Annotated in this window: 28 protein-coding genes and 3 tRNA genes; 9 read left to right on the top strand and 22 right to left on the bottom strand. The window is 69.5% G+C overall.

Annotated elements, in window-relative coordinates; genetic code table 11:
• The first annotated feature begins 38 nt into the window (after positions 1 to 38).
• Positions 39 to 812: a type I methionyl aminopeptidase gene (map, locus tag ABQ271_RS03625; protein ID WP_349310169.1), complete on the top strand. Its 774-nt coding sequence runs from the start codon at positions 39 to 41 to the stop codon at positions 810 to 812.
• A gap of 48 nt (positions 813 to 860) precedes the next feature.
• Positions 861 to 2,060, top strand: a complete 1,200-nt coding sequence (locus ABQ271_RS03620) for a pyridoxal phosphate-dependent aminotransferase (protein WP_349310168.1) — start codon at positions 861 to 863, stop codon at positions 2,058 to 2,060.
• 98 nt (positions 2,061 to 2,158) lie between these two features.
• Here ABQ271_RS03620 and ABQ271_RS03615 read toward each other — a convergent pair whose 3' ends face one another.
• Genes ABQ271_RS03615 through ABQ271_RS03600 form a run of 4 tightly spaced genes read right to left on the bottom strand, consistent with a single transcriptional unit; the run spans position 2,159 to position 4,980 of the window.
• Positions 2,159 to 3,295 carry a UDP-N-acetylmuramate dehydrogenase gene (locus ABQ271_RS03615; protein WP_349310167.1) on the bottom strand — a complete coding sequence of 379 codons (1,137 nt, stop codon included), beginning with the start codon at positions 3,293 to 3,295 and terminating at the stop codon, positions 2,159 to 2,161.
• A complete protein-coding gene (locus ABQ271_RS03610) occupies positions 3,295 to 3,702 on the bottom strand; it encodes a MaoC/PaaZ C-terminal domain-containing protein (protein ID WP_349310166.1) in 408 nt (135 codons plus the stop codon). The genes ABQ271_RS03615 and ABQ271_RS03610 overlap by 1 nt, the downstream gene beginning before the upstream one ends.
• Complete coding sequence (locus ABQ271_RS03605; RefSeq protein ID WP_349310165.1) at positions 3,699 to 4,145, bottom strand: MaoC family dehydratase N-terminal domain-containing protein; 447 nt, start codon at positions 4,143 to 4,145, stop codon at positions 3,699 to 3,701. Before ABQ271_RS03605 ends, ABQ271_RS03610 begins: the two co-directional genes overlap by 4 nt.
• A 37-nt stretch (positions 4,146 to 4,182) precedes the next feature.
• Complete coding sequence (locus tag ABQ271_RS03600; protein WP_349310164.1) at positions 4,183 to 4,980, bottom strand: sulfite exporter TauE/SafE family protein; 798 nt, start codon at positions 4,978 to 4,980, stop codon at positions 4,183 to 4,185.
• A gap of 88 nt (positions 4,981 to 5,068) precedes the next feature.
• Between ABQ271_RS03600 and ABQ271_RS03595 the strand changes: the two genes are divergently transcribed.
• Positions 5,069 to 6,103 carry a beta-propeller fold lactonase family protein gene (locus ABQ271_RS03595; RefSeq protein ID WP_349310163.1) on the top strand — a complete coding sequence of 345 codons (1,035 nt, stop codon included), beginning with the start codon at positions 5,069 to 5,071 and terminating at the stop codon, positions 6,101 to 6,103.
• A gap of 6 nt (positions 6,104 to 6,109) precedes the next feature.
• On the opposite strand, the gene ABQ271_RS03590 is transcribed toward ABQ271_RS03595, so the two are convergent.
• The 3 genes from ABQ271_RS03590 to ABQ271_RS03580 form a co-directional block, all read right to left on the bottom strand.
• Positions 6,110 to 6,667 carry an NYN domain-containing protein gene (locus ABQ271_RS03590; RefSeq protein WP_349310162.1) on the bottom strand — a complete coding sequence of 186 codons (558 nt, stop codon included), beginning with the start codon at positions 6,665 to 6,667 and terminating at the stop codon, positions 6,110 to 6,112.
• Between the two features lie 81 nt (positions 6,668 to 6,748).
• Positions 6,749 to 8,476: an AarF/UbiB family protein gene (locus ABQ271_RS03585; protein ID WP_349310161.1), complete on the bottom strand. Its 1,728-nt coding sequence runs from the start codon at positions 8,474 to 8,476 to the stop codon at positions 6,749 to 6,751.
• 5 nt (positions 8,477 to 8,481) lie between these two features.
• Positions 8,482 to 9,090 (bottom strand): PadR family transcriptional regulator, encoded by a 609-nt coding sequence (locus tag ABQ271_RS03580; protein ID WP_349310160.1) that lies wholly within the window; start codon positions 9,088 to 9,090, stop codon positions 8,482 to 8,484.
• Positions 9,091 to 9,336: 246 nt separating this feature from the next.
• Between ABQ271_RS03580 and ABQ271_RS03575 the strand changes: the two genes are divergently transcribed.
• Complete coding sequence (locus ABQ271_RS03575) at positions 9,337 to 10,356, top strand: hypothetical protein (RefSeq protein WP_349310159.1); 1,020 nt, start codon at positions 9,337 to 9,339, stop codon at positions 10,354 to 10,356.
• A gap of 78 nt (positions 10,357 to 10,434) precedes the next feature.
• Here the strand turns inward: ABQ271_RS03575 and ABQ271_RS03570 are convergent, their stop codons facing one another.
• Positions 10,435 to 11,730: a M18 family aminopeptidase gene (locus tag ABQ271_RS03570; protein WP_349310158.1), complete on the bottom strand. Its 1,296-nt coding sequence runs from the start codon at positions 11,728 to 11,730 to the stop codon at positions 10,435 to 10,437.
• Positions 11,731 to 12,262: 532 nt separating this feature from the next.
• Here ABQ271_RS03570 and ABQ271_RS03565 point away from each other — a divergent pair.
• Positions 12,263 to 12,988, top strand: a complete 726-nt coding sequence (locus ABQ271_RS03565; RefSeq protein WP_349310157.1) for a DUF559 domain-containing protein — start codon at positions 12,263 to 12,265, stop codon at positions 12,986 to 12,988.
• Positions 12,989 to 13,168: 180 nt separating this feature from the next.
• Here the strand turns inward: ABQ271_RS03565 and ABQ271_RS03560 are convergent, their stop codons facing one another.
• The 7 genes from ABQ271_RS03560 to ABQ271_RS03530 form a co-directional block, all read right to left on the bottom strand.
• Positions 13,169 to 14,776 (bottom strand): DHA2 family efflux MFS transporter permease subunit, encoded by a 1,608-nt coding sequence (locus ABQ271_RS03560; RefSeq protein ID WP_349310156.1) that lies wholly within the window; start codon positions 14,774 to 14,776, stop codon positions 13,169 to 13,171.
• 67 nt (positions 14,777 to 14,843) lie between these two features.
• Entirely contained in the window at positions 14,844 to 15,338 is a 495-nt protein-coding gene (locus ABQ271_RS03555; protein WP_349310155.1) for a metallophosphoesterase, read from the bottom strand.
• A 66-nt stretch (positions 15,339 to 15,404) separates the two neighbouring features.
• Positions 15,405 to 15,881 carry a hypothetical protein gene (locus ABQ271_RS03550; RefSeq protein WP_349310154.1) on the bottom strand — a complete coding sequence of 159 codons (477 nt, stop codon included), beginning with the start codon at positions 15,879 to 15,881 and terminating at the stop codon, positions 15,405 to 15,407.
• A gap of 114 nt (positions 15,882 to 15,995) precedes the next feature.
• Positions 15,996 to 16,069: transfer RNA gene (locus ABQ271_RS03545), tRNA-Met, on the bottom strand.
• Between the two features lie 24 nt (positions 16,070 to 16,093).
• Positions 16,094 to 16,165, bottom strand: a tRNA-Thr gene (locus tag ABQ271_RS03540).
• 64 nt (positions 16,166 to 16,229) lie between these two features.
• Positions 16,230 to 17,480 (bottom strand): M23 family metallopeptidase, encoded by a 1,251-nt coding sequence (locus ABQ271_RS03535; RefSeq protein WP_349310153.1) that lies wholly within the window; start codon positions 17,478 to 17,480, stop codon positions 16,230 to 16,232.
• Positions 17,481 to 17,729: 249 nt separating this feature from the next.
• Positions 17,730 to 18,518, bottom strand: a complete 789-nt coding sequence (locus tag ABQ271_RS03530; protein ID WP_349310152.1) for an inositol monophosphatase family protein — start codon at positions 18,516 to 18,518, stop codon at positions 17,730 to 17,732.
• Between the two features lie 31 nt (positions 18,519 to 18,549).
• On the opposite strand from ABQ271_RS03530, the gene ABQ271_RS03525 reads away from it, so the two are divergent.
• Entirely contained in the window at positions 18,550 to 20,124 is a 1,575-nt protein-coding gene (locus tag ABQ271_RS03525) for an NAD(P)/FAD-dependent oxidoreductase (protein ID WP_349310151.1), read from the top strand.
• 3 nt (positions 20,125 to 20,127) lie between these two features.
• Here the strand turns inward: ABQ271_RS03525 and ABQ271_RS03520 are convergent, their stop codons facing one another.
• The 5 genes from ABQ271_RS03520 to ABQ271_RS03500 all read right to left on the bottom strand — a co-directional run bounded on the left by ABQ271_RS03520 (position 20,128) and on the right by ABQ271_RS03500 (position 23,177).
• The gene (locus ABQ271_RS03520) at positions 20,128 to 21,111 is read right to left on the bottom strand and encodes a hypothetical protein (protein ID WP_349310150.1); all 984 of its coding nucleotides are present in this window, start codon (positions 21,109 to 21,111) and stop codon (positions 20,128 to 20,130) included.
• Between the two features lie 154 nt (positions 21,112 to 21,265).
• Positions 21,266 to 21,350 (bottom strand) — tRNA-Tyr (locus tag ABQ271_RS03515).
• An 87-nt stretch (positions 21,351 to 21,437) separates the two neighbouring features.
• Positions 21,438 to 21,926, bottom strand: coding sequence for an FBP domain-containing protein (locus tag ABQ271_RS03510; RefSeq protein ID WP_036310106.1), 489 nt, complete (start codon positions 21,924 to 21,926; stop codon positions 21,438 to 21,440).
• Between the two features lie 43 nt (positions 21,927 to 21,969).
• Entirely contained in the window at positions 21,970 to 22,284 is a 315-nt protein-coding gene (locus ABQ271_RS03505) for a hypothetical protein (protein WP_036310109.1), read from the bottom strand.
• A 50-nt stretch (positions 22,285 to 22,334) separates the two neighbouring features.
• On the bottom strand, positions 22,335 to 23,177 hold the full coding sequence (locus tag ABQ271_RS03500) for a LysM peptidoglycan-binding domain-containing protein (protein ID WP_349310149.1): 843 nt from the start codon (positions 23,175 to 23,177) through the stop codon (positions 22,335 to 22,337).
• Between the two features lie 64 nt (positions 23,178 to 23,241).
• Between ABQ271_RS03500 and ABQ271_RS03495 the strand changes: the two genes are divergently transcribed.
• The 3 genes from ABQ271_RS03495 (at position 23,242) to ABQ271_RS03485 (ending at position 24,528) form a co-directional block, all read left to right on the top strand.
• Positions 23,242 to 23,733, top strand: coding sequence for a YajQ family cyclic di-GMP-binding protein (locus ABQ271_RS03495; protein ID WP_036310114.1), 492 nt, complete (start codon positions 23,242 to 23,244; stop codon positions 23,731 to 23,733).
• Positions 23,734 to 23,830: 97 nt separating this feature from the next.
• Entirely contained in the window at positions 23,831 to 24,082 is a 252-nt protein-coding gene (locus ABQ271_RS03490; protein WP_018186898.1) for a hypothetical protein, read from the top strand.
• Positions 24,079 to 24,528, top strand: coding sequence for a BLUF domain-containing protein (locus tag ABQ271_RS03485; RefSeq protein ID WP_036310117.1), 450 nt, complete (start codon positions 24,079 to 24,081; stop codon positions 24,526 to 24,528). The genes ABQ271_RS03490 and ABQ271_RS03485 overlap by 4 nt, the downstream gene beginning before the upstream one ends.
• 59 nt (positions 24,529 to 24,587) lie before the next feature.
• Here the strand turns inward: ABQ271_RS03485 and ABQ271_RS03480 are convergent, their stop codons facing one another.
• The gene (locus ABQ271_RS03480) at positions 24,588 to 25,715 is read right to left on the bottom strand and encodes a Gfo/Idh/MocA family oxidoreductase (protein ID WP_349310148.1); all 1,128 of its coding nucleotides are present in this window, start codon (positions 25,713 to 25,715) and stop codon (positions 24,588 to 24,590) included.
• The gene (locus ABQ271_RS03475; RefSeq protein ID WP_349310147.1) at positions 25,712 to 26,536 is read right to left on the bottom strand and encodes a sugar phosphate isomerase/epimerase; all 825 of its coding nucleotides are present in this window, start codon (positions 26,534 to 26,536) and stop codon (positions 25,712 to 25,714) included. Before ABQ271_RS03475 ends, ABQ271_RS03480 begins: the two co-directional genes overlap by 4 nt.
• Between the last annotated feature and the right edge of the window lie 46 nt (positions 26,537 to 26,582).

The following is a 26,582-nucleotide window of genomic DNA, read 5'->3' as shown; positions in this document are numbered from 1 at the left end:
GATTGCTGGTTGCGCCTGCCGACCGAACGGACTGCCTCGTGATCGAGATCCTCACCCCTGACCAGATCGACCGCGCCCGCGTGACGGGTGGACTTGTCGGCGACATCCTGCACGGCATCAAGGAGCGGGTGAAGCCGGGGACCAACCTCCTCGAGATCGACGCGTGGGCGAAGGACATGATCCTCGGCGCGGGCGCCGAATCCTGCTACGTCGACTACGCACCGTCGTTCGGCCGGGGCCCGTTCGGTCACTACATCTGCACCGCCGTCAACGACGCCGTCCTCCACGGCCGGCCGCGCGACCAGCGCGTCGTCGCGGGCGACCTGTTGACGCTCGACCTCGCGATCAAGACGAGCGGCGTCGCCGCCGACGCTGCGATCAGCTTCACGGTGGGCGGCGGCGCGCACGCCGAGAACGACCCGCTCATCACGGCGACCCAGCAAGCCCTCGCCGCCGGCATCGAGGCCGCCCAGCCCGGTGCCCGTATCGGCGACATCTCCGCTGCCATCGGCGACGTGCTCACCGGGGCGGGCTACCCCGTGAACACGGAGTTCGGCGGGCACGGCATCGGCACGACGATGCACCAGGACCCCCATGTATCGAACATCGGCCGCGGCGGCCGCGGCTACCGCCTGCGTCCGGGCCTCATGCTCGCGATCGAGCCCTGGGTGATGGTCGACACCGACGAGCTGAAGGTCGATGAAGACGGCTGGACCCTCCGGAGCGCGACGGGATGCCGCACGGCGCACACCGAGCACACCGTGGCGATCCTCGAGTCCGGCAACGAGATCCTCACGCGACCCACGCGCTGACCGCGACACACCCCGCGCCGGGGCGGTCCCCGACGCTACGCTCGGAGGGTGACCGAACGCGCCCCGCTCTCCCGCAAATTGACCGCCATCGCCGAGTCCGCGACCCTCAAGGTCGATGCCAAGGCCAAGGCCCTGCAGGCCGCCGGCCGACCGGTCATCTCCTACGCCGCCGGAGAGCCCGACTTCGCGACGCCGCAGTTCGTCGTGGATGCCGCTGCCGAGGCCCTCCGCGACCCCGCGAACTTCCGCTACACGCCCGCTGCCGGTCTGCCGGTGCTGCGTGAAGCGATCGCCGGCAAGACCCTCCGCGACTCGGGGCTCGAGGTCGCGCCGTCGCAGGTCATCGTCACCAACGGCGGCAAGCAGTCCGTCTACCAGGCGTTCCAGGCGGTCGTGAACCCGGGCGACGAGGTCCTGCTTCCCGCGCCGTACTGGACCACGTACCCCGAGGCGATCGCCCTCGCCGACGGTGTGCCCGTCGAGGTGTTCGCCGGGGCCGACCAGGAGTACAAGGTCACCGTCGACCAGCTCGAGGCCGCTCGCACCGACAAGACCACGGTGCTCGTCTTCGTCTCGCCGTCCAACCCGACCGGCGCGGTCTACACGCCCGACGAGACGAAGGCCATCGGCGAATGGGCCCTCACCCACGGCATCTGGGTGATCAGCGACGAGATCTACCAGAACCTGGTCTACGAAGGCGCCCGGGCGCAGTCGATCGTCGAAGCGGTGCCCGACCTCGCCGGGCAGACGATCCTCGTCAACGGCGTCGCGAAGACCTATGCGATGACCGGATGGCGCGTGGGCTGGATGGTGGGGCCTGCCGACGCCATCAAGATCGCCGCCAACCTGCAGTCGCACCTCAGCTCGAACGTCAACAACATCGCGCAGCGCGCTGCCCTCGCCGCTCTCACGGGTCCGCAGGACGAGGCGGAGAGCATGCGGCAGGCGTTCGACCGCCGCCGCGGGCTCATCGTCGCGGAACTCGCGAAGATCCCCGGCATGACGGTCCCGAACCCGCACGGTGCGTTCTACGTCTACCCCGACGTCACCGGTCTCCTCGGCCGGGAGTGGGACGGCGTCCGCATCGACACGTCGCTCGAGCTCGCCGATTTCATCCTCGAGCGCGCCGAGGTCGCGGTCGTCCCGGGCGAGGCGTTCGGCCCGTCGGGCTACCTGCGCTTGTCGTACGCGCTCGGCGAGGACCAGTTGCTCGAGGGCGTCCAGCGCCTGCAGCGCCTCTTCGCCTGACGCGCCGGACCCCGGCGACGATCGCCGAGGTCCCGGTACGGCCGGGAATGGGCGCGCTATTTCCGGCCGTATCGGGACTTCGGCGTCGAACGCGCGCCTCAGAGCTCGACGTCGAAGAGCACCGGCTCGGGCTGCAGCAGCACGCCGAACTCGGACTGCACGCGCTGCTGGATGAGCCGGGCGAGTGCGGCGACCTCTTCGGCCGTCGCGCGGCCCCGGTTGGTGAGCGCGAGCGCGTGCTTCGTCGAGAGCGACGCCTGCGAGCCGGGGAGGCGGAACCCCTTGCGCATGCCGGCCTGCTCGATGAGCCAGGCGGCGCTGATCTTCACGGGCGCAGGTCCCCCCACGCGAGGCGGGACGAACCCGGTGAACTGGTCGAGCGGAATGACGCGGTCTGCTTCGGGTTCCGGCGCCATCGACCAGCGCGGCGCCTCCGCGGGAAGCGTGGCCGCGAACTGCGCCGAGACGACGGGGTTCTGGAAGAACGAGCCGGCGCTCCACGTGTCGTGATCGTCCTCGTCGAGGACCATGCCCTTGCGGGCGCGGATCTCGAGGACGGTCTCGCGGATCCACGCGAGCGGAACCGCGGCATCCGCGTCAAGTCCCAGCGCCGAGCGCAACTGCGCCCCGCGGACGGGGACAGCGCCGTGGCCGACCTGGGCGAGCTCGAGCGTGACCGACAGGATGACCGCAGAGCGCTCGGGCACCGAGCCGTAGTGCTTCTTCAAGACCGAGGTGCGAAGACCGAGACCGAGATCGGATGCCGGCACCACCGACACGTCCCCGGTCGCCTCGTCGATCAGCTCGACCTCGACGAGCGTCTCGACGATCTCCTGACCGTAGGCGCCGACGTTCTGGATGGGCGCGGCACCGGTGGTGCCGGGAATGCCCGCCATCGCCTCGATCCCGCTGAGGCCCGCGGCGACCGTCTGCGCGACGAGGTCGTCCCAGGAGTGGCCGGCCTGCACCTTGAGGCGCACGTGCCCGGGGGTCGGCGACGGGAGCCGCTCGATGCCGGTCGTCCGGACCAGGATGACGGTGCCGTCGAACTCGTCGTCGCCGAAGAGCAGGTTCGAGCCGCCGCCGAGCACCAGCCACCGCTCCCCCGTCGACCAGACGTCGCGGAGCGCGTCGACGAGCTCGTCGGTCGTCCGTGCCTCGACGGTCCGCTGCGGGGTCCCCCCGACGCGGAGGGTTGTCAGCTGCGAGAGCGGGACGGGAGTGATCTCGGGCATCAGGATGCCGCGCGCACGCGCACCTGCGCCTTGCCGAGGACCGTCGTGCCCTCGTGGCTGACGGTCAGATCGATGCGGACGGTGTCGTCGTCGACGGCGCCGACCTTCGCGACCACGGTGACGTCCGCGCCCGACTCGCTGTCGACCACGACGGGGCGCGTGAAGCGCACGCCGTATTCGAGGATGCGGCCCGAGTCGCCGAGCCACTCGACGATCGTCTCGACCGCGAGGCCCATCGTGAGCATGCCGTGGGCGAGGACGCCGGGGAGTCCGACGCGCTCGGCGACGGCGTCGTTGTAGTGGATGGGGTTGAAGTCGCCCGACGCTCCCGCGTAACGGACGAGCGACGCGCGCGTCAGGTGCACAGTGCGCTCGGCGACGACGGCGCCGATCTCGAGAGGGATCATTCGTCGCCTCCCACCAGCAGGACGGATGTCGCCGTGACGACGTGGTCGCCACCGGCATCCGTGATCTCGGCCTCACTCGTCACCATCGCGCCCTTGCCGAAGGAGCGGATGCCGGTGACCGTCAAGACGGCCGACAGCTCGTCGCCGGCGACGATGGGCCGCGTGTAGCGGAAGCGCTGCTCGGCGTGGACGACCCGCTCGAGCACGATGCCGGAGTCCGGCTCGCTCAACAGCTGCTGCAGCGTGATGTCCTGGACCACCATCGCGAACGTCGGCGGCGCGACGACGTCGGCGTAGCCGAAAGCCTGGGCCGCGGCGGGGTCGTCGTGCTGCGGGTCGGTCGCGAAGACGGCGCGCGCGAACTCGCGGACCTTCTCGCGGCCGACGAGGTACGGGGTGGTCGGCGGGAACGCACGACCGAGCAACTCGGGATTCACAGGCACCGGACGATCCTACCGTCCGGGCCCTGGGCGGGTCCGGTCAGCGGGAGCGGTGCGCGCGGACGGCCTTGATCGAGAGCTGCACGGCGATGAAAGTGAGGTAGACGGCGAACAGGACGTTCGCGGTGAACGGGTCGACGAGAGTCGCGAGCCAGGCACCCAGGGCGGTGGTGGTGCAGGCGGCGACACCGATGACACCTGCGGCGACAAGGTCGACGTTGTGGCGACGGAGGTTGCCGATCGTCCCCGAGATCGCCGTCGGGATCATCATCAGCAGCGACGTGCCCTTGGCGATGAGGTCGCTCGTGCCGAAGAGGAACATGAGCGCCGGCACGACGATGACGCCGCCGCCGACGCCGAGGAGACCTGCCATGACTCCCGTGAAGACGCCGAGGACCGCGAATCCGATGCCGGTTCCCCAGGTGAGCGCCACCTCGGCGTCGCGCGAGGGGATGACGATGAACAGCATGACGATCACGAGCGCGAGGAAGGCGATGAACCCCCACCGGACCGCATTCTGCGGCAGTCGCGCGAGCAGCCACGTGCCGACCTGCGCGCCGATGACGGCGCCGGCCGCGAGGATGAGCGCGGGGATCCAGGCCACCGCGCCGACCGCGGCGTACGAGATGACGCCGACTGCGGCGGTGGGCACGATCGCCGCGAGCGACGTTCCTGCCGCGCGCCGCTGGTCGAAGACGAGAAGGGTGAGCAGAAGCGGCACGATGACCGTGCCGCCGCCGACACCGAACATGCCCGACATGAGCCCCGCGAGCAGACCGATCGACAGCGCGCCGAGGTAATAGCGGGGGGTGCGGTCGATGGTCGGAGACGTGGTCACGAGAGAAGATCCGACACGAAACGCATGCGTCGACCCTACTCCCGGGTGGACGAGGCACTGCCTGCGGGCTGCGGCATACGATCGGATCATGTCCTCTTCGCTCGTCCTCGTGGCCAATGCCGGTGACTCCTCGATCAGCACGTTCCGTGTGACGGATGCCGGACTCGATCGCCTCTCCGTCACCCCGGGGACCACCGGGTGCTCGAACTTCGCCGTCGATGCCGAGCGCGGCCTCGTCTACGCCTCGGTCAAAGCCGACGACGACAACTCGGATGCCGGCATCCTGACCCTCTCGCTCGATCGTGAGACCGGCGTGCTGACGCCGCAGTCGCGGGTGTCGCTGCCCGGCGGCGCGATGAACTACCTGTCGCTGACGCGGGACGGGTCGGCCCTCCTTGGGGCGGCCTATTCCGGCGGCTACGGCATCGTGTGCGCGGTCGGCGATGGCGGCGAGGTCTCGACCCCCTCGGCCGAGGTCCGCTTCCCTCGGCTCCATTCCGTGCTGGCCAGCGCGGACGGACGGCACGCGTACTTCGTGTCGCTCGAGACCGACCTCGTCGCGCAGTTCGCGCTCGGGGACGACCTCGCCCTGTCGCCGCTCGACGCGCCGACCGCCGCGGCTCCCGCCGGAAGCGGTCCGCGCCACCTCGCGTTCAGCGACGACGAGCAGACGGTGTACGTCCTCACCGAGTTCACCGGTGAGGTGCTGCGCTACCACCGCGACCCGTCGACCGGAACGCTCGACCTCGTCGATTCGACCCCCGCGCACGACCCGTCCGAGAAGCTGCGTCACAGCGTGATCGACGAGGACCCGCGGAAGAACCACTACGTGTGGGGCGCCGACATCCACCTCACCGACGGAGTCGTCTGGGCGTCCGAGCGCACCGCGAGCACCCTCGCCGCGCTCCCCATCGGCGCGGACGGCTCACTCGCCGAGCCCGCCGGCTTCGTCGTGACCGAGACGCAGCCGCGCGGCTTCGCCGTCAGCCCCGACCGCACGCTGCTGGTCGCGGCGGGCGAGCAGTCGACGACGGTCTCGCTCTACCGGATCGACGGCACCGACCTGCACCTGCAGGGCCGGTACGAGACGGGGCGCGGCGCGAACTGGGTGCGCTTCGCCTGATCCCGCTCAGCGCAGGAACTGCTCCGGGTCGAACTCCTCGATCGGGATGATGCGCACGCGCGGCAGCTGCGCGTCGAAGGCGCTCGCGTCGTACTCCAAGTCGAAGAAGCGGATGCCGGGGATCTGAGCGAACCCGGCGTTGCGGAACTCCTCGAAGGCGAGCACGCCGATGCGACGGGAGCCGTCGGCCAGCACGCCCAGGTCGTCGACGAAGTCGCCGTCGTGACTGACGAGCACGACATCGTCGCCGTGGGCCTGCAGCGCCTTCAGCGTCCGCTGGATGGCGAGGTCGACGACCTTCTCGTCGGGGTCGCCCGAGAGCGGCACCGGCTGGTACCCGAGAGCCAGGAGGGCCTGGACGAACGACATCGGCAGGTTGATCGAGGCGTTCAGGAAGAACAGGCCGCGCGCTTCCTGGTTCCACTGGTCGGCGACGAAGGAGAGGATGCGGTCCCAGCGCGGACGCTCGTCGGGCTGCGGACGCCGCCCGAGGATCGATCCGCCGAGCGTCGCGTCGATGTTCTCGCCGTCGACAAGAATCCAGGTCCTGCGATTGTCGGCCATGCCGCCTCCTCTGCGCGCGCCGTCAGTGCTGTGCCGGTGCGCCGGAATCATCCTAGGCGGCGGGCTCCCCGCATCCCGGCGTCACCAGCGGCGACCGAACACGCCGGCCAGCAGAGCGTGCGCGAGCGGCAGGAGCGAACCGGTCATGAGGACCCCGCCGAGGGTCGGGTCGTCGGGACGCAGCGTCGCTCCGCCGACGAGGAGTGCGGCGAACAGCAGCCCCGAGAGGGTGCGGCGGCCGAGTTGCTCGAGGCGGGCGACGCGACGCTCGAGAGCCGGGTCGGGGAGCGAGATGCGGTGGTCCTCGACGCGGGTGATGAAGTCGTCGACGCGCGCCGGCAGGCGGGAGGCCGTGGCGATGCCCGACACGGCTCGGCGGAGCACGTCGGTCACGACGTTCCGCCCCTCTTCCCGCACGAGGCGCGAGGCGTACGGCTCGACGGCATCCCACAGATTGAAGGCGGGATCGAGCGCACTGCAGACACCCGAGGTCAGCGACATCGCGCGGACGATGAGGAGGAAGTTCTCCGGCAGCTGGAACGGCAGCGAGCGGACGACGTCCTGGAACTCGATCGCGAACGCGCGGAACTCCCGCGGGTCGACTTCGCGCAGCTCCGCGAAGCCCATGCCGCCGAAGCGCGCGAACAGCTGCGTCATCGCGCGCTCGAGCTCGGTCGTGTCGGCGCTCGGCAGCAGCACGCCGACGTCGCGGATGCTCTGCACGAGCGCGACACCGTCTCGCGCGGCGACGGCGATCATGAGCCGGCGGAGCCCGTTCCGGAGGTTCGGCGGGACCTCGCCCATCATCCCGAAGTCGATGAACGTGAGCCGCCACGGCGGGGTCGCGGCACCGTCGGCATCCGTTCCCGGCAGCGGCGTGACGAAGATGTTGCCCGGATGCGGGTCGGCGTGGAAGAACCCGTGCGTGAACACCTGGTCGAACATGACGGAGGCGAACACCTGCGCCACCTCGTCGGGGTCGATGCCCGCCGCACGCAGCGCCTCGTGATCAGTGATCTTGATCGCGGTGACGTCCTCGAGAGTGAGGGTGCGCCGCGACGTCCGCTCCCAGACGACCGCGGGGACGCCGACGCGGGGGTCGCCGGCGAAGTTCGCGGCGAACCGCTCACTGTTCGCGGCTTCCTGGAGGTAGTCGATCTCCTCGAGGCTCGTCTCGGCGAACTCCTCGACGAGCTGGGGCGCGTCCACGCGGTCCGACACGATACGGACGTGGCTGAGCCAGCGGCCGACACGACGAAGCGCGGCGAGATCGGTGTCGACGATGCGCTGGATGCCGGGGCGCTGCACCTTGAGGATGACGGCATCGAGGCCGGTGAGAGCGGCATCCTCCTGCGCGAGCCTCGCACGATGCGCCTGACCGAGGGATGCCGCGGCCACGGGAGCGGGCTCGACCACGGCGAACGCGCGGTCGAGGCTCACGCCCAGTTGGCCCTCTGCCTCCGCCCGGATCTCGGGGAACGGGACCGCGGGAACCTCGTCCTGCAACCCCTCGAGTTCCTTCGTGATCTCAGGCGGCAGGACGTCGAGGCGCGACGACATGAACTGCCCGACTTTGATCATGAGACCGCCGAGGTCGATGGCCAGGCCGTGGAAGCGGCGCGCGATGCGCTGCATCCGCGCCGAGCGACCTCGCACGCCGATCCAGCCGAGACCGATCCGCGGGAGGAAGAGTTCGAACCACCACGTGACGGCGAGCGCTCTCGCCGCGAATCTCAGGATGCGTCGGTAGCGCGCCCGCGCGTCGCGGTCGTCGGGAAGGTTCTCGCCTTCCCGACGCCGTGCTGCCACGCGGATCAGCCCTGCGCGAGGAGCGCGTAGAGGCGGCGGCGAGCCTCGTCGAGGATCTCCACGGCTTCCGCCACCTGGGCAGGCGTGCCGGTCCGCGCCACCTGTGCGGCGGCCTGGGCCAGCTCGACGCCTGCCTTGGGCAGTGCGGTCGCACGGTGGTGCTCCTTGGTCGGCGCGGCGGTCTCCCACGGAGCGGAGCCGGCCGCTTCTTCGGCCACCATGCCGCCGGCGTCGGTGAGCGAGTAGGTCTTACGCCCGCCCGCTTCCTCCGCGACGATGAGGCCCTCGTCGGCCAGAAGCTGCAGGGTGGGATACACCGAACCCGCGCTCGGCTTCCACGACCCGCCGCTGCGCGAATCGATCTCCTGAATGATCTGGTAGCCGTGCATGGGCTTCTCCGCAAGGAGCGCGAGAACCGCTGTGCGGACGTCGCCGCGGCTCATCCGGGACGGACCCGGCCGCTGGTCGAACGACGTACGGAACTGTTCGAACGCCTCCATAAGGCCGGCGCCGAGGTTGCCGAGATCGAGGCCCTGCGCCCCTGATCCGAACCCGCGCCCGCTGGCGCCGAAGCCGCTCGAGCCGAAGCCCTGCGAACCGAATGAGTTGTTCATGGTGTCTCCTTCAGATGGTGACCGATACACAACGATATATCGTTCACAACGACCCCGGGCGGTCGATAGGAAGTTCCCAGGGATCGTGATCAGGACTTTTTCTCGAGGGTGTCGGGCGAACGGCATCCAGGTAACGTTCGGGTAACGCCCAGGTACATCGGCCAGAGTGGGCGACTCGTGCCCGCCCGAACGGTCACGCTCGCCTCGCAAGGGGCGTGTCCCGCTACACGGAACCATTACTTCTGCATGCCTACTGACTCGACTCTGCCCCCCTCCCGCCGATCCATCCGTAACGAAGAGCGCCGACTCCGGCGCCGCCCGGTCGTCGTCCTCTCGACGCTGACCACCGCGTTCGTCATCGCTGCGAGCGCGACCGCCATGGCCCCCGCGCCCCAGATCGCGCAGTCGGAACCCTCGACTCCCGCGATCGCGCTGGCGTCCTTCACACAGACTCTCCCCGAGTCGCTCACCGAAGGCGTCGCCACCTCCGCTCCCGAGTCGAAGATCCAGTCGACGCTCGACGCGGCCGAGAAGGCGGTCGCCGCATCCAAGGACGTGAGCGCCGACATCACGGCGTCGAAGCTCAACGTGGGAACGACCGACACCACGGTTCCGACCGATGACCTCTCGAAGGCCGTCGACGAGCTCGAGACCGTTTCGGCTCTCCCGTTGCTCCTCGACACCCGCGATGCCACGGCGTCCGTCGAAGCCGAGGTCGCGGCCGTGAGCGAGAAGACGAGCGCCCTGCGCGGCAGCCTCGACGCCGCCGTCGCGAAGGAGAAGGAGCGCCTGGCCGAGGAGAAGCGCAAGGCCGAGGCCGCCGCAAAGGCCGCAGCCGAGAAGAAGGCCGCCGAGGAAGCTGCCGCCGCAGAGGCGCAGGAGAGCTCGTCTCGGTCCTCCAGCTCCTCCCGCTCCTCGTCGAGCAGCGTGCCCTCGAGCGGCGTCGCCCGCAGCGGCACGTCCGCCGCAGCCGCGCAGTCGACCGCGCGGAACATGCTCGGTAGCCACGGCTGGGGCGACGACCAGTTCTCCTGCCTCGTCTCGCTCTGGGACAAGGAGTCCAGCTGGAACTACCAGGCGCACAATTCTTCCAGCGGCGCCTACGGCATCCCGCAGGCTCTCCCCGGCAGCAAGATGAGCAGCGCCGGATCGGACTGGAAGACCAACCCCGCCACCCAGATCGCGTGGGGCCTCGGCTACATCGACGGCCGTTACGGCAGCCCGTGCGGCGCCTGGAGCCACTCGAAGTCCAGCGGCTGGTACTGACCTTCGATTCACCGTGGCTGCCGCGGGTCCCCGACACCTCGTCGGCGGGCCCGCGGCATCCGTCGTTTAAGGAAGGCCTCAGGCGGTGAGGAACGCCTCCGCGACGCGGGACAGGTCGTACAGGTCGCTCACGCCGGCGAGTTCGCGCGCAGAATGCATCGACAGGATCGGGATGCCGACGTCGACCGTGGCGATCCCGAGTCGCGTTGCCGTGATCGGACCGATCGTCGACCCACAGGGGACGGCGTTGTTCGACACGAACTCCTGCGAACCGACGCCGGCCGCCTCACACCAGCCGTGCCAGGCGGCAGCACCCGCGCCATCCGTCGCGTAGCGCTGATTCGCGTTGATCTTGAGGATGGGGCCGGACCCGAGGCGCGGTTGGACGACGGGGTCGTGCTTCTCGGCGTAGTTCGGGTGCACGGCGTGACCCACGTCGCTCGAGACGCACCACGAGTCGGCGAGCGAGCGCAGGTGCTGCTCGCGGTCCGCGCCGAGCGACAACTGGATGCGTTCGAGGACGTCGGCGAGGAACGGACCGGCCGCACCGGATCGGGTCGCCGAGCCGACCTCCTCGTGATCGAAGACGGCGAGCATCGCGATGCGCTCGGCGTCGAAGCCGTCTGCCGCGCGCTCGAGGGCGACGACGCCGGCATGGACGGAGGCGAGGTCGTCCAGGCGCCCCGAGGCGAAGAAGACGTCGCCCTTGCCGAAGACGGCTCCCCGAGCGGCGTCCGCCGTCACCACGTCGTAGCCGCGGATGCGGGACGCGTCGACACCGGCTTCTGCCGCGAGCTCGCCGAGGAGATCGGCCGAATCCGCGTCGCCCAGGCCCCAGACCGGCTGGGTCTGGCGCTGCTTGTCGAGGGCGAGGCCGTCGTTGACCTCGCGGTCGAGGTGGATCGCGAGCTGCGGCAGGCGCAACAGGGCTCCCGTCGCGGCGAGGACGCTCGAACCGTCGTCGAGGACGAGCCTCCCGGCGAGGCGGAGTTCCCGGTCGAGCCACGAGTTCAGAAGGGGTCCGCCGTACACCTCGACGCCGGCCTGCAACCAGCCGAGGCTCCCCGTCGTGGGACGCGGCTTGAGCTTCAGGGCGGGGGAGTCGCTGTGTGCGCCGAAGACATGGACGCCGGTCGCGGCATCCGCCCCGTTCGGGACGACCCACGCGAGGACAGCTCCGTCGCGCACGACGAAGAACCGCCCGCCGGGCTGCGCGGGCCACGCCTCACGCTCGTCGAGCTCGCGGAACCCCGCACCCCGGAGGCGGCGGGCGACCTCGGCGGCGGCGTGGTAGCTCGACGGTGAGGCGGCGACGAAGTCGGCGAGGTCGGCGGCGTGGTCGAGTGCTGACGAGCCGGTCACGGGCGTGGACATGGGTGTACCTCCAGAGAAGGATGCCGGGCGGGACCCTCCGATCGTAGTTCGGCCAGGTCCGGCGCAACCCCGTGGCGGCATCCCTCCCCTGTCGCAACACGCCGCGGCCCTCTGCACTTCGCGACAGGCGAGAGCGGCCACCGCTCCCGCCGCAGCCCCCTCCATCCCTCCCCTGTCGCAACACGCCGCGGCCCTCTGCACTTCGCGACAGGCGAGCGGCTCCTCCCCAGGCGCGCCTCGACGGCGTCTGCCCCCTGTGCGCCGGCGAACGGGCCCGACCACCGGGATCGGGACGCATTCTCGACGCATGATGCCCCTCCCCCTCACGCTCGGCGACCGGTTCTCCGTCGCCTCCGCCCGCGCTGCGGTCGCCTCGGTCAGCCGGCTTCGCCGAGGCGACCTGATTCGACCGTTCCACGGTATTCGGGAACGGAGAGGAGTCAGCGATGGCGACGACCACGATCGACACGGGCAGCCGCGCGGAGCCGCTGAGTCGGCTCACATCCGCCGCGCGCGACAGTATGCCCAGAGGATGCTGCCCCACGAGGCCTTCAGCCATGTGACCGCTGCGATTCTCTGGGACATTCCCCTCCCCCTGAGCGTGCTGGAAGACCCGCGTCTGCACGTCTGCGTCACAGGCCCCCTTCGCCTGCCCCGGTCGAGAGGCGTCCGCGGGCATGAGGTCACGGCGGGAAGCACGACCGTCACCGTCGAACCCCGCACCGGCCTCCGGACGACGGACCCTGCGTCGACGTGGGCGGCTCTCGGCTCGGTCCTCCGATCGGAGCGCGATCTCGTCGCCGCAGGCGATGCGATCATCCGGACGTGGCGTGTGCGGCATCCGCTTGCCACCATCGACGAGCTCGCGGAGGTCCTCGACACGGGCCGACGTGTCGGCATCCGCTCGCTTCGCGACGCTCTCCCCCTTCTCAGGATGGGCTCCGCGTCGCGCCCCGAGAGCCATCTTCGGCTGGCACTGCTCGACGCGGGTCTGCCCGAGCCGGAGCTCAACCATCCGGTCATCATCGACGGACGCGTGGTCGCGACAGCGGATCTCGTGTACCCCGAGTCGCGCGTCGCCGTCGAGTACGAGGGCGAGCATCACCTCCTCGACGCCCAGCAATGGGCCTACGACATAGATCGGTACGACGCGCTCCGCTCCGCCGGCTGGGCAGTCGTGCGCATCACGAAAGCCGACCTGTTCGGGCGGACAGAGCGCGCAGCGAACAAGGTCGCGGCCGCGCTGCGAGCTCGTTGACGCTCCCCTGTCACGAATGGCAGCGCCGCACGGCGAGTCGCGACAGGGGAATGGCGGTGGCGGCCCGGGCACCTCGCTCCCCCGTCACGAATGGCGGCGCCGCACGGCGTGTTGCGACAGGGGAACCGGGGGACGACGGCCCGCCGGAGTCGCTCGAGGAGCGCGACGACTCGAGGAGGGCTACGACTCGGCGACTCGCTCCTCGGGCCGCGCATCCTCGTCGCGGCGCTTACCGGAGCCGAGGGCGAAGGTCGCCCCCAGACCGATGACGAGGAATCCGGCTGCGGTCAGCGCCGAGGCCCGGGTGCCGTCGGAGAACGCGGTGCGGGCGGCATCCGCTATGTGCGCGTTTGCGGGGTCCGCCTCGAGTCCCGCAATCGCGGCGCCCGCCGAATCGACGACCGCGGACACGACCTTGTCTGCCGACGCCGCGGGGATGCCGGCATCGTCGAGGGATGATGCGAGCACGCCTCCCGTGGTCGTGAACAGTACCGTGCCGAGGATCGCGACGCCGAGCGCCGAACCGACCTGGCGCGACGTGGATTGGATGCCGGAGCCCTGACCCGACTTCTCGACCGGGACGTCCTGCAAGATGACGCCCGTGAGCTGCGCCGTCGCGAGTCCGACACCGAAGCCGTAGATGGCGAGCGCAGGAATGAGCCAACCCCAAGCGGCATCCGGTCCGATGATGACACCCGCCCACGCGATGCCGATGATCTCGGCGAGGATGCCGACGCGCACGACGACCACTGCCGGAACCTTGCCGCTGAACGCACCCGCCGCCCCGCTCGCGACGAACGACCCTCCGGCGAGAGCGAGGAGGAGGAAGCCGACCTGCAGGGCATCGAATCCGAGGACGAACTGCAGCCAGAGCGGCAGCGCGAGGATGAGGCCGAACTCGCCGAGCGAGACCACCAGGGCCGCGATGTTGCCGTTGCGGAACGATGAGATGCCGAGGAGCGAGAACTCGATGAGCGGGTCTTTGCCCAGCCTCGCACGGCGGAGCCCCCACCAGATGAAGAGGACCAGCGCGACGAGGGTGACAGCGAAGGCGAACGGGATCGGGGAGATCGACAGGGGCCAGGTCCAGCCGGCGATCGTGAGCCCGTCCTCCGCCGTCCACCAGCCGAACGTGCGGCCTTCGATGAGGCCGAACACGAGGGACCCGAAGAGCACGATCGACAGCAGCGCACCGACGCCGTCGATCGACCGTCGGCGGGACTCCCGGGACTCGGCGACCGTGAGCAACACGCCGATCACGATGATGATGCCGAGCGGGATGTTGATGCCGAAGGCCCAGCGCCACGAGAAGGCCGTCGTGAGCCAGCCGCCGAGCAGCGGCCCGACGGCCGCCATGCCGCCGATGGTCGATCCCCACACCGCGAACGCGATGCCGCGCTCACGACCGCGGAAGGTCGAGTTGATGAGCGAGAGGGTCGTCGGGAGGATCATCGCGCCGCCGATCCCCTGCACGAAGCGCGCAAGGATCAGCAGCTCACCGGTCGGAGCGAAGCTCGCCAGCACCGACGATGCCGCGAAGATCGAGACACCGAGGAGCATGATCCGTCGCCTGCCGAAGCGGTCGGCGAAAGCACCGAAGAGCAGCAGCAGCGAGGCGAAGACGAGCGTGTAGACCTCCTGCACCCACTGGACCTCGGTGGAGCTGATCTTCAGCTCCTCGACGATCGAGGGCACCGCGACGTTCACGATCGTCGAGTCGACGATGATGAGCGATACGGCAACGCTGATGAAGACGAGACCGAGCCAGCGTCGGGAGTCTTTCGCCATGAGATTTACCTCGCTTTTCTAGCAATCCGACAGCGATAGTACTCCTCCGGCGACGCGGTGCAACCCGTCAGAGAGTGTGGATTTCGACGGAACGGATGCCGCCGTCCGCCACTTCGAGTGTCATCAGGGTGTGATCGGGTTGACGCCGACGGTCCGTCGGGGACCCGGGGTTGAGCAGCCGCATCCCGCCCGGCGTCGTCGTGTCCCACGGGATGTGGCTGTGACCGAAGACGAGGAGATCCGTGTCGGGGAACGCGGCATCCATCCGTTCCTCGCGTCGGAGTTTCTGCCCGGTCTCGTGGACGACCGAAATGCGGACCCCCTCGACCTCTCGGCGGGCGACCTCCGGCAGCACGGCGCGCAGATCGTCGCCGTCGTTGTTGCCGTACACGCCGAGCACGTCCCCGTGCTCGCGGAGCTCGTCGAGAACGGATGCCGCGACCCAGTCCCCCGCGTGGACGATGACATCTGCGGCATCCGCTTCGCGCAGCACCGCGTCAGGCAGTCGGCGAGCGCGGCCGGGGATGTGGGTGTCGGAGATCAGCAGCAGTCGGGTCGTCACCGCGGAAGGGTAGCTCAGTCGGGCGAACCTGGATACGTGATGGCCGAGGTGCGAAGGGCCTACTGATCACGCTGGCAGCGGTGGCAGAGCCGCCATGAAGATCTGGTTCGACACGATCATGGCGATCACTGTGAGGATTATGCCCGTTGCAGGAATCGGCCAGCTCGTCGACCACCGGTGCCGCCGCACATAAAGAAGCACGAGAGTCAGCGCCAGGATCGAGAAGGCTGCGATGGAGACTCCCTCCAGTGCAGCTTCCGCAGTCGCGAAGTCACACTGCTCGTCGCACACGGCGCTTCGGAGCCCCTGGAGGGGAGTCAGCGCCACCGCTGCGACCGCAAGGAAGATCTGACCGATGAGAAGTGTCCAGGTGAGCCAGCCTCCCTCGAAAGCCCCGCCGGACTTATCTGGTCGGCTCACGGCAGCCTCCGGCTCACGCGTCGGGGTCATCACGGCAGTCCGTTGATCCCGTTCATGGTGGCGCTCCTTCGAGTCGCGCTGTTCAATGCCGGCGAGCCTATCGGCCTGCGCACGTCTGCGCATCGGTGCCCGTATGGCGTCATCGGCTACACCGTTGGCTGCACTCGGCCTGTTTCGAGGGACTGATCCGGGGCCGAAAAAGACAAAACCCCCGGGGTGGAGCCCAGGGGTTTTGCGTAGCGGGAGCGGGGCTTGAACCCGCGACCTCACGATTATGAGTCGTGCGCTCTGACCAGCTGAGCTACCCCGCCGTGGCGCATCTGAAGGATGCTGCGAGCCCCGAGTCAGGATTGAACTGACGACCCCTTCCTTACCATGGAAGTGCTCTACCACTGAGCTATCGGGGCGTGCTGCCCGCATGCGGGCAACTAGAAGAGGATACCAGAGTCGCGGCATCCTCCTGTAACCAGGTCAGCCCTGGGTGTGCTCCTTCAGCCACGGGAGCGGATCGATCCGAGTCGTGCCGCCCAGCAGCACCTCGAGGTGCAGGTGAGCGCCGGTCGACTTGCCCGTGCTGCCGACGCGACCGATGACGTCGCCGGCCTTGACCGTCTCACCGGGCGAGACGCGGAGCGAGCCGTACTGCATGTGGCCGTAACGAGTCGAGACGAGCTTGCCGTCGATGATGTGGTCGAGGACGACGGTCACGCCGTAGTCACCACCGGCCTCGGTGGCGATGCGGACGGTCCCTCCGGCGACGGCGTGAACTTCCGCGCCGGCGCCCGGGGTGAAGTCCGTGCCGTGGTGAGGGCGCGAGAACTTCGACATGTACGACCTCGACCCGAACTGAGCCGAGATCGGCACACCCACGGGGAACGGCCACTGCACCTCGGCGGTGGCGTCGTTCACCCAGGTGCCGGCGAACTTCGTCACACCGGAGTCCGCGGCGACATCGGCCATGGACTCGATGTCGTACTCGTCGGAACGGGCCAGATCTCCCGATGCGACCGTCGAACCGGCGACGTACGCCTGGATCTCGGGAGCGTCGGCGTCCGTCGCGGTGCTCGCGAGCGTTATGTCGCCGCGCACCTGCTGACCGAATGCGCCGACAGCAGCGACGGGGGTGGTCGTCCCGATGGCGAGAAGACCGACGACACCGACCACGCTGACCGAGAAGGATGCCGCGGCAAGCCGCTTGAACACGATCCGACCCCGCCGGGGGCGAGGCGGCTGGTCGGCCATGCGCACCCGCGTCGTCGGCTTCGCCCGCTCCTCCGCGTCGGCAGCCGCACGAGCCACCTGGATCGGGGTCTCGCCGGTGAACGAGAAGGCCTTGGCCGCGAGCTCGAACTCGTCGATGGTCGGGACGTTCTCGTCAGCCGCGGAGTGCGTGGACCCCGCGGCGGGAAGGACGATCGTCTCACCGAGGAACTCGCGAACCGGAGCGGCAGCGGGAACCGGCGTGACGGAAGCCGCGGGGCGGGGTGCGCGTGCCCGGCGGCGGAGCGGAAGAGCGGCTGCGGCCGCCTCGGAGACGACGGACTCTGCGATCGAGGCGGGAGCAGCGTCGGATGCCGGCGTCTCGGTGGCGTGAGCCTCGACCGATGCGGTGGCGCGGGAGCGGCGACGACGCAGCGCGGGCTCCTCGGCAGCCTGGACCATCGCGATGACCTCACCCATGGCGGCAACGGCCTGCGCGGCGACGACCTCGGCGTCACTCACGGTGGCGGCGTCTGCGGCTCGGCGACGGAGCTCCGCGCGCGTCAACGGCGCGGGGCCGGACGCGATGGGTCGCCGATCGCGACGCGATGCGGGCGCGTCAGTCGGGGAGGTCTCGAAAGTCAAACGTGCGGGCTCTCGGATAGAGGCGGCGGGGCCGCGGGCTTCATGGACAGACACCTTCGCTCGGGCAGCGAAAGTAACGATCAGATAAACACGCTACACGACCGGGACTGGGAATGGGATGTCCGTTCACAACCCGATCGTCGCGGTCAGCCGCGCGAACAGCTCCGGGCCGGCCGCGATGGTCATGTCCCGCCCCGGGAACCCGTCGGGCGACCCCGTGATCATGCCGCCCGCTTCGGTCACGAGCAGCGCGCCGGCCGCGTGGTCCCACGGGTGCAGGCCGCGCTCGAAGTAGCCGTCGAGACGCCCCGCGGCCACGTAGGCGAGGTCGAGCGACGCCGCCCCCGCGCGGCGCAGATCGCGGAGCATCGGCATGACCGCCGCGACGCGAGCGAGGTCCTCTTCGTGGTGCTTCGGGTCGTACCCGAACCCCGTGGCGACGAGCCCACCCGCCGCGCCGACACCCGAGACGGCCAGGCGGTGCTCTCCCAGCCAGGCGCCGCCGCCGCGGATCGCGTGGAACGTCTCGCCGACCGCCGGGTTGTGGACCACACCGGCGAGAGCGGTCCACGTCGGGGGCGTGGGTTCGCCGGTGACCGCCGCGATGCTGACGGCGTAGTGCGGCATCCCATAGGCGTAGTTCACCGTGCCATCGATCGGGTCGACGACCCAGGTCACGTCGGCGGTCCCGCGCTCGGCGCCCGACTCCTCGCCGAGGAACCCGTCGCCGGGGCGTTCGGCGGCCAGCCGCGCGCGGATGAGCTCTTCGACCTCGCGGTCGGCTTCGGTGACGATGTCGGCGATCACGGACTTCGTCGCCGCGATCGACACGCCCTCCTGCCGGCGTCGGAGCGCGAGCGCGCCGGCTTCCCGGGCGATGTCGAGAGCGAGGTCGGCGAGCGCGGCGGCATCCATCCCTCCACGGTACGCCGCTAGGTTGAGCACCATGAGCGCGATCCGCGACGTCGTCATCGTGGGCGGCGGGCACAACGCCCTCGTCGCCGCCGCCTACCTCGCCCGTGCGGGACGCACCGTCACGGTGCTCGAACGCCAGGGGCACGTCGGTGGCGCCGCCGTCTCGGAGCGGCCGTGGCCGGGTGTCGACGCCCGACTGTCGCGCTACTCCTACCTCGTCAGCCTGCTCCCCCGCACCGTGATCGATGACCTCGGCCTCCGCATCCGCCTCGAACGCCGCCGCTACTCGTCGTACACGCCGATGCCGGATGCCCCGGACCGCGGCATCCTGATCGACAACGCGGATGCCGCGGCCACCGCCGCGAGCTTCGCCCACGCGACGGGCGACGGACGCGAGGCGGCACGGTTCGCCGAGTTCTACGAACGACTCGCGCCGGTCGGTGCGACGCTCTTCCCGACCGTGACGGCGCCGCTGCGGCGAGAGGCGGACGTCCGCGCGTCGATCGGCGACGACGCACTATGGGATGCCGTGACCCGGCAGCCGCTCGGAGCGTTGATGCGCGACTCCTTCGACACGGACGTGGCGCGCGGCATCGCCTTCACCGACGGGCTCATCGGGACATTCGCCCGGTCGGACGATGCGTCGCTGCGCCAGAACCGCTGCTTCCTCTACCACGTGATCGGCGGCGGAACCGGGGACTGGGACGTCCCCGTCGGCGGGATGGGCGCGGTCAGCGGCGAGCTCGAGCGGGCGGCGCGCGCCGCCGGCGCCGAGATCCGCACCGATACGGAGGTCGTCTCCGTCTCGCCCGACGGCGAGGTCGAGATCGCCGGGGGCGAACGGCTCGGCGCCCGCGTGGTGATGAGCGGGGTCGGCGCAGCGGTGCTCGACCGCCTCCTGCGAGCCGGCGGCGCGGCCGGCACGAACGCGCCGCCGCCGGAGGGGGCGCAGATCAAGGTCAACATGCTGCTCGCTCGACTGCCGCGCCTCCGCGACACGGAGGTCGACCCGCGGGCGGCCTTCGCGGGCACGTTCCACATCAACGAGACGCTGTCGCAGGTGGATGCCGCGTATTACCGCGCAGTGGCCGGCGGCATCCCGGATCCACTGCCCGCGGAGATCTACTGCCACTCGCTGACGGACCCGTCGATCCTGGGTCCGGAGCTGCGGGCGTCGGGAGCGCAGACTCTGACTCTGTTCGGCCTGCAGGTGCCGCACCGCCTGGTGGCCGACGGCACCGCGGATCGCGCCGCGCTGTGGGCGGCCGCGGAACGATCGCTGGATTCGGTGCTCGCCGAGCCGATCGCCGATGTCCTCTACCGTGCCCCGGACGGGTCGCCTTGCGTCGAGGCGCGCACGACCGGTGACCTCGAACGCGACCTCGGCATGGTCGGCGGCGACATCTTCCACGGCGACCTGGCCTGGCCCTGGGCGACCAACGACGAACCGCTCGAGACGCCCGCCGAACGGTGGGGAGTCTCGAGCGGTGTCGAGGGTGTGCTGCTGTGCGGATCGAGCGCACGCCGGGGCGGAGCGGTCAGCGGGATCGGTGGCCACAACGCCGCGATGGCGGCATGGGAGATCCTTTCGGGCCGGACCGGCTGACGGTCAGTAGCGCGGCGGCGGCGGAACGTCGGGCGTACCCGGGAGGGGAGGAACCGGGGGCACCGGCGGCACGGCGGCGTCCGGGACCGGCGGTGCGGGTGCATCGACAGGACCCGCGTCAGGCGCCGGCGGCGCCTCGGGCGACGTGGCTCCGTAGGGCTGCTGCGGGTAGGTCGGCTGGCCCGTGTAGTACGCGTTCCAGTCGGGGCTGCCGTCGGGCATGACCGGAAGTGGAGTGCGTCCGTCGGCGTACGTCGGCCAGGCCTGGACAGCGGCCGACAGAGCGGCAGCGGGGTCGGTCTGGGGGGAAGCGCCGTAAGCCTGCGCACCATAGCCCTGTGCACCGTAGGCGGCGGCCTGCGGGCGCTCCTTCTTCGGAGCGAACAGCGCGTTGACGAGGGGAACGAGAGCGGTCCCGACGGCCGCGAGGATCGTCACCGACACGACGACCTTCCAGTAGATGTCGCGGAACTCGATGAACTCGCTCAGCAGGAGCGGGATGATCAGCAGGAACGCGAGGATGACGACGAGGCCCATCGTCACGTATGCGACGACGCTCGTGAACGTCGTCTGGTGACGCGCGAAGGACTTCGCGTAGAGACGGATGTGGAGCAGCGCCCCCTGCAGGACGAGCAGGATGACGATGTACTTGAAGAAGCGCTCCGCGCCGACACCGTACTGACCGACCTCTTCCGGCATCCACACCATGAAGACGCCGACGATCAGCGCGATGACCCACGAGACGATGCTGGCCAGCGCGAACCACGCCGGGCGGCGATCGGCGAGGGATGCCTCGAGGATCGAGACTCCCGCGAAGGCGGCGAGGAGCAGGATCGTCAGGAACGCGCGGCCCACGATGCCGTTCGAGTCACCGATGAGCACCCAGACGACGCACACGATCGCCGCGGCGATCAGCGCACCGATCGCGACCCAGATGGCGGCTCGGAAGATCTTGTTGCCACTTGGGGCGGTAGTCGGTTCGCTCATTTTCGGCATCCCTTCGGCGGAGGCCTCCCCCCGCCCTCGCGTCCCATCCTGTCAGACCGCCTCGCTGAGCACAGAGATCTCCAAGGGGTTGCGGAAGTCGCGGCGGGGAGAAACAAGAAAGAGCTGCGGAGATCTCCGCAGCTCTTTGTCGTGGTGGTGGCGAGTGAGGGATTCGAACCCCCGAATGCAATGCAGTCTGATTTACAGTCAGATCCCTTTGGCCGCTTGGGTAACTCGCCAGGTGCGCACCCGACCGGCTTGTGCAGTCGACCGGAGGCGCGATCACCTATCTTACCCTCCCGAACGGCGTGACGAAAACCGAGGCCTCAGGCGGCGGTGGCCACCCGTTCGACGAAGGATTCCAGCCGGTGTCGCGTGCCGTCGATGCGTCGATCGACGCTCGCGCGGACCTCGCTCGGCGCCAGGGGGCCGGCGATCCGCACGTTGTCGTGACAGGTCAGATCAGCGCACACGTAGGTGCCGACGCTGTCGCCGCGGTCACCGGCATCCCCTGTCCTTCGTGCGGTGAACATTGCGACCTGGTTGCCGGGCTGCAACGTGTGGCAGATGTTGCACATGGCGGAGCTGCCCTGCGATGAGCCGCTCGACGCGCGCAGCACGATGCCCGTGGGCTCGCCCGCGAGCTCGGCGATCACGTAGCCGCGGCTGCGCGTCGTGGGGTCGCGCCAGGCGAGGAAGTCGAGGTGATCCCATTCGAGGATCGGGAAGTCGTGGGGCAGTTCGAGACGTTCCCGCTCGTCCCTCGTGGCGTTGACCAGCGCTTTGCGCAACTCATCTTCTGTCAGCGGCCGCATCAACCCAGTCTACGAACCGACGGATGCCGCGGCTCCGCCGACGTCACCCGCCGATCGCCAGGATGAGCGACGCGACGGCGACCAGCCCGATACCGAGGACCGTGCCGATCACGGGCCAGAGGAAGCCGCGACGGCGGATGGCGGCGAACACCACCCCGACGAGGCCGGCGAGCATCGCGGCGGATCCGCCCGCGACGAGCACCGCGAAGGTCACGATGAGCAGCCATGCGTACTGCTCGTCGACGGTCGCCACGAGGATCAGCACGAGGAGCGTCGGCAAGACCGAGAGGACGACGATGACGACGGCGGCGATGCCCCACGCACGCTGAGCGAGATGGGGAGGTGCGGGCGTGCTCACCCCGTCAGGTTAGGTGCGCGCGACGCATTCAGCCCCAGGGCGCGCGGGAGTCACCCCTTGGACTCGATCGTTCGGCTCGTTGGCCGCAGCTGCACGCGGTCTCCCGGCTGCAGGACGCGCTCCGGTCCCCCCGCTTCGTTGAACGCTTGCACCGTGATGGCGTCGATGCAGAATCGGTCACCGATGCCGCGGTACGTGTCGCCGGGCTGCACGGTGTAATAGGTGGGCTTCCCATCGACCTTCTCCACCGGGCCTTCGGCGTACTCGCCCGTGCCGCTGTCGACGACCGTGCCGGTCGTGCTCACGGGGATCCGACCCTCCGCGTTCGGCTTCCCCAGAGAGATTCGGGCGATGCCGTCGCAGTCCTGGTGGGTGCGGTAGCCACCCTTCTTCGCCTCGTTGAGCGCGGCGGCGGTCGACTGCCCCTCGGGGAGGATCGCGAGGAAGTCGCCCTCGTAGATGTCGTCTGCCCCGGCGAAGTTGTTCGCGGCGTTGAACTCGTCGCTGTCGAGACAGAACCGCTCGATGATCGCCCAGTAGGAATCGTTCGACACGACCCGGTACACGGTGGACAGCCCCTTCGCGTTCGAGCGCTCGACGACCCCCTCCGCTCCCGGTGAGATCGATCCTCGGTCCTTGCCCACGGGAACGCCGTCGCACTTGCTCTCGGGCGGCGCGGGGGTGGTTTCGACCGGAGCGGGCTGCGTCGGTTCGAGTGTCGGGCGCGGTGGCGGGGTCGATGCGATCGGCTCCGGAGCGGCGGACGACGGCGGCGCTTCGGCGACGACCTCGTCGGTCGGGATCATGCCGATGATTGCCGGCGCCGCAAGGGCAAGCAATCCGACGACGGCCCCCACGGCGATTCCGACCAGGACTTTTTCTCGCCGCTCCACACCCCGACGCTATCGGTCGCGAGTTACGGGCGCGCAACGATGTTGCGACGGTAACCTCGAACCCATGGCCAGCGACAGTTCATTCGACATCGTCAGCAAGATCGATCGTCAAGAGGCAGAGAACGCCCTCAACCAGGCTCGCAAAGAGGTCGAGCAGCGGTACGACTTCAAGGGCACCGGCGCCTCGATCGAGTGGAGCGGGGATTCGGTTCTCATCAAGGCGAACAGCGAAGAGCGGGCGAAGGCCGTGCTCGACGTGTTCCAGTCGAAGGTGATCAAGCGGGGCATCTCGCTCAAGAGTCTCGACTCGGCCGACCCGGTGGCGTCCGGCAAGGAGTACCGCATCGTCACGACCCTGAAAGAGGGCATCTCTTCGGAGGACGCGAAGAAGGTCAGCAAGCTGATCCGCGACGAGGGCCCCAAGTCGGTCAAGTCCCAGATTCAGGGCGATGAGTTGCGCGTGCAGTCGAAGTCCCGCGACGACCTGCAGGAAGTGCAGCGGATGCTGAAGGCCGCCGACCTCGACGTCGACCTGCAGTTCATCAACTACCGCTGACATTGGGGCAGCACCCCGCTGGGGTTGTCAAGCCCGCGCGGGGCGTCCGACCCCTCACTTAGCGTGGCGGAAGCGCCACCGTAAGTGAGGATCCCCCGTGCCCCAGAGTCAACGTCACGCCCCCGGGACCGTGTGGTCGCGCGTCGAGGACGGCTTCCATGTCGGCAGCCGCAACGGCAACTTCCTCGGCTACATCGAGCGGCGCCGGGACGGCCGGTACACTGCCTTCGACATGCGCTCCGCCGCCGTCGGGACGTTCGCGGACCTCGTCAGTGCGATGCGTGTGTTGTCGGCGGCCCCCCAGACTCCGGAGACCCCCGGCATCCTCACGATCCGGGAGAACCGATGACAGCCACCGACGAGACGGTTTTCTCCGTCGTCTACTCGAGCACGGCGACCGAGCCGATGGACGATGACGCGCTCCGCGAGTTGCTGGAACAGTGCCGCGCGTCCAATGCGGAACGCGACGTGACCGGGATGCTGCTGTATCGAAACGGCCGCTTCATCCAGATCCTCGAGGGCCCCGAGCAGGCCGTCCGCGAAACGATGGGGAAGATCGAACGCGACCCGCGCCACGACCGTCTGCGGGTACTGATCGACGAGTTCATCGACGAGCGCCACTTCGCGGAATGGACGATGGGCTATGAGGCGATCACGACCTCCCACGGCGACGCACCCGAAGGTTTCCGGGATACGTTCGACGACCTCGAAGGCCATGGCGACCCGTCGGCGACCCTCCGCGCTGCGCGCGAGCTGAGCCTCTGGTTCCGCGTGCGCTCGGGGCTCACCGCCTGAGCGACAACGACGGCCCGGGCCCCCACGAAAGGGGCCCGGGCCGTCGTCGTGTCAGCGCGTCAGAGCGTGCTGGCGAACGGGTCGAAATCGACCGGCACCGGCGGGACCGGCGCGACCGTGCTGTCGATCTCGAGGTACTGACCTGTCTCGGCCGAGTCCTGCGCCGAGAGCAGCACGTCGAGGACGTGGAAGCCGAGCTCGCCGGTCGCGACGTGCGGGCGACCGTCAGCGATGGCGCGAACCATGTCGAGCACACCGAGGCCACGGCCGACGACCGTGCCCTGCTGCTCGACGTCGATCCACTCCTGCTCGGTCTTCATGCCGTCGCGGAAGACGCCCAGCGGCTTCACGTAACGGGTGGGGCCGTCGAACCGGTTGGGGTCGGGCAGCACGATCGAACCCTCGGTGCCGTGGATCTCCACGACGCCGTGACGCTCGAGTGCGGAGTCGAAGCTCAGCAGGTGCGTGCCGTGCTGGCCGCCCTCGAACGTCGACAGCACCTGCACCGACGAGGGCACCTCGACGGGGAAGGTCTCACCGGCACGGGGACCGGTATGGATGTGACGCTCCGTGCGGAATCGCGAGCCGCGCGCGGCGACGCCGGCGATCGGACCGAGGAGGCTCACGAGGGCCGAGAAGTAGTACGGCCCCATGTCGAGGAGCGGCCCCGCACCCTTCGCGAACAGGAATGCCGGCTCGGGATGCCACAGGTCGGGCCCCTGCGTCTGGAACGCCGTCTGCACGAACAGGGGCGTGCCGATGACGCCCTCGGCGATGGCGCGCTTCGCGGACTGGAAGCCCGGACCGAGGATCGTGTCGGGAGCCGAGCCGACGCGGACACCGGCGGCATCCGCATCCTTCAGCAGCTGACGAGCGCCCTCGCGGTCGAGGCCCAGCGGCTTCTCGGTCCACACGTGCTTGCCGGCGGCGACCGCCTGCGAGGAGACCGCGATGTGCGACTCGGGGATCGTGAGGTTCACCACGAGCTCGACGTCGGGGTTGCTGAGGACGTCCTCGAGCGTTCCCCACGACGGGACGCCGTGCTCTTCGGCCTTCGCTTTCGCGCGCTCGGGGATCATGTCGCCGATGGCGACGACCTTGACGTCGGGAAACGACGTCAGGTTCTCGAGGTAGGTCTGGCTGATGACACCGGCACCGACGATGCCGACTCCGACGGGCCCGGTCATGCGATGAACCCGCCGTCCTTCAGGAAGGCGTACGACGCGGCGATGTCCTCGAACACGTCGCCGGGCGCCTTGTCGTACTCGATCACGGCGTACTTGATGCCCGTGCCGGCCTGCAGCGACGCGGCGAGCGGAACGTCACCGGTGCCGGCGCGCAGCTGCTCGAGCGAGTCGGAGCCGAACGAGTCGGCTCCGGGTGCCCACGGGTTGGATGCCGGCGCGATGCCGTCCTTCACGTGCACGGCGACGAGACGGTCGCCGAGCTTCTCGACGAGAGCAGGCACGTCTTGTCCGCCGGTGAGCGCCCAGAACAGGTCGAGTTCGATCTCGACGCGGTCGTCGGTGAGCTCGAGGAAGCGCTCGTAGGCGGTCTGCCCGTCGAAGCTCTTCACGAACTCCTGCGCGTGGTTGTGGTAGCCAACCGTCATGCCGAAACCGGCCGCGGTCTCGACGAGCCGGTTGAGGCGCTCGGCGATGTCGGCGACGCCCTCTTCGGTGAACCAGCGCTCGGCGGGGACGAACGGGTCGATGACCGTCGTCATCCCGATCTTCGCCGCTGCCTCGAAGACGACCTCGGGGGCGGGGGTGGGGATCGAACCGTCCGGCGTCCACAGCTCGTCGGACAGCAGCGGTGCGTGTCCGGTCGGCGAGGCGAGACCGCTGGCGTCGAGGGCCGCGCGGATCTCGTCGGGGCGCCGCACGAAGTCGAACGCCTCCACGTTGCGCAGGCCCAGTGCGGCCAGCTTGTCGAGCGATCCGGACATGTCCTCGCTGAACTCTTTGGCGAGTGTGTAGAGCTGGACTGAGGCAAGTGGCAGAGCCATGGGCCATCCTTCGTACGTCGTTGTCGGATGCCGCGGGGCGGCGTGG

It is taken from the genome of Microbacterium sp. MM2322 (genome assembly GCF_964186585.1).
Lineage (GTDB): Bacteria > Actinomycetota > Actinomycetes > Actinomycetales > Microbacteriaceae > Microbacterium.
The sequence above is the reverse complement of the archived record's forward strand: the minus strand, read 5'-3'. Positions and strand labels throughout refer to the sequence as shown.

What these genes read in the sequence shown, in the direction of transcription:
- ABQ271_RS03575 (WP_349310159.1), top strand. Translation starts at nt 9,337, where the DNA reads ATGCCTACTGACTCGACTCTGCCCCCCTCCCGCCGATCCATCCGTAAC.
- ABQ271_RS03560 (WP_349310156.1), bottom strand. Translation starts at nt 14,776, where the DNA reads ATGGCGAAAGACTCCCGACGCTGGCTCGGTCTCGTCTTCATCAGCGTT.
- ABQ271_RS03580 (WP_349310160.1), bottom strand. Translation starts at nt 9,090, where the DNA reads ATGAACAACTCATTCGGTTCGCAGGGCTTCGGCTCGAGCGGCTTCGGC.
- ABQ271_RS03565 (WP_349310157.1), top strand. Translation starts at nt 12,263, where the DNA reads ATGCTGCCCCACGAGGCCTTCAGCCATGTGACCGCTGCGATTCTCTGG.
- ABQ271_RS03475 (WP_349310147.1), bottom strand. Translation starts at nt 26,536, where the DNA reads ATGGCTCTGCCACTTGCCTCAGTCCAGCTCTACACACTCGCCAAAGAG.
- ABQ271_RS03485 (WP_036310117.1), top strand. Translation starts at nt 24,079, where the DNA reads ATGACAGCCACCGACGAGACGGTTTTCTCCGTCGTCTACTCGAGCACG.
- ABQ271_RS03570 (WP_349310158.1), bottom strand. Translation starts at nt 11,730, where the DNA reads ATGTCCACGCCCGTGACCGGCTCGTCAGCACTCGACCACGCCGCCGAC.
- ABQ271_RS03520 (WP_349310150.1), bottom strand. Translation starts at nt 21,111, where the DNA reads ATGAGCGAACCGACTACCGCCCCAAGTGGCAACAAGATCTTCCGAGCC.
- ABQ271_RS03595 (WP_349310163.1), top strand. Translation starts at nt 5,069, where the DNA reads ATGTCCTCTTCGCTCGTCCTCGTGGCCAATGCCGGTGACTCCTCGATC.
- ABQ271_RS03510 (WP_036310106.1), bottom strand. Translation starts at nt 21,926, where the DNA reads ATGCGGCCGCTGACAGAAGATGAGTTGCGCAAAGCGCTGGTCAACGCC.
- ABQ271_RS03525 (WP_349310151.1), top strand. Translation starts at nt 18,550, where the DNA reads ATGAGCGCGATCCGCGACGTCGTCATCGTGGGCGGCGGGCACAACGCC.
- ABQ271_RS03495 (WP_036310114.1), top strand. Translation starts at nt 23,242, where the DNA reads ATGGCCAGCGACAGTTCATTCGACATCGTCAGCAAGATCGATCGTCAA.
- ABQ271_RS03480 (WP_349310148.1), bottom strand. Translation starts at nt 25,715, where the DNA reads ATGACCGGGCCCGTCGGAGTCGGCATCGTCGGTGCCGGTGTCATCAGC.
- ABQ271_RS03615 (WP_349310167.1), bottom strand. Translation starts at nt 3,295, where the DNA reads ATGCCCGAGATCACTCCCGTCCCGCTCTCGCAGCTGACAACCCTCCGC.
- ABQ271_RS03590 (WP_349310162.1), bottom strand. Translation starts at nt 6,667, where the DNA reads ATGGCCGACAATCGCAGGACCTGGATTCTTGTCGACGGCGAGAACATC.
- ABQ271_RS03610 (WP_349310166.1), bottom strand. Translation starts at nt 3,702, where the DNA reads ATGATCCCTCTCGAGATCGGCGCCGTCGTCGCCGAGCGCACTGTGCAC.
- ABQ271_RS03550 (WP_349310154.1), bottom strand. Translation starts at nt 15,881, where the DNA reads ATGCGCAGACGTGCGCAGGCCGATAGGCTCGCCGGCATTGAACAGCGC.
- ABQ271_RS03530 (WP_349310152.1), bottom strand. Translation starts at nt 18,518, where the DNA reads ATGGATGCCGCCGCGCTCGCCGACCTCGCTCTCGACATCGCCCGGGAA.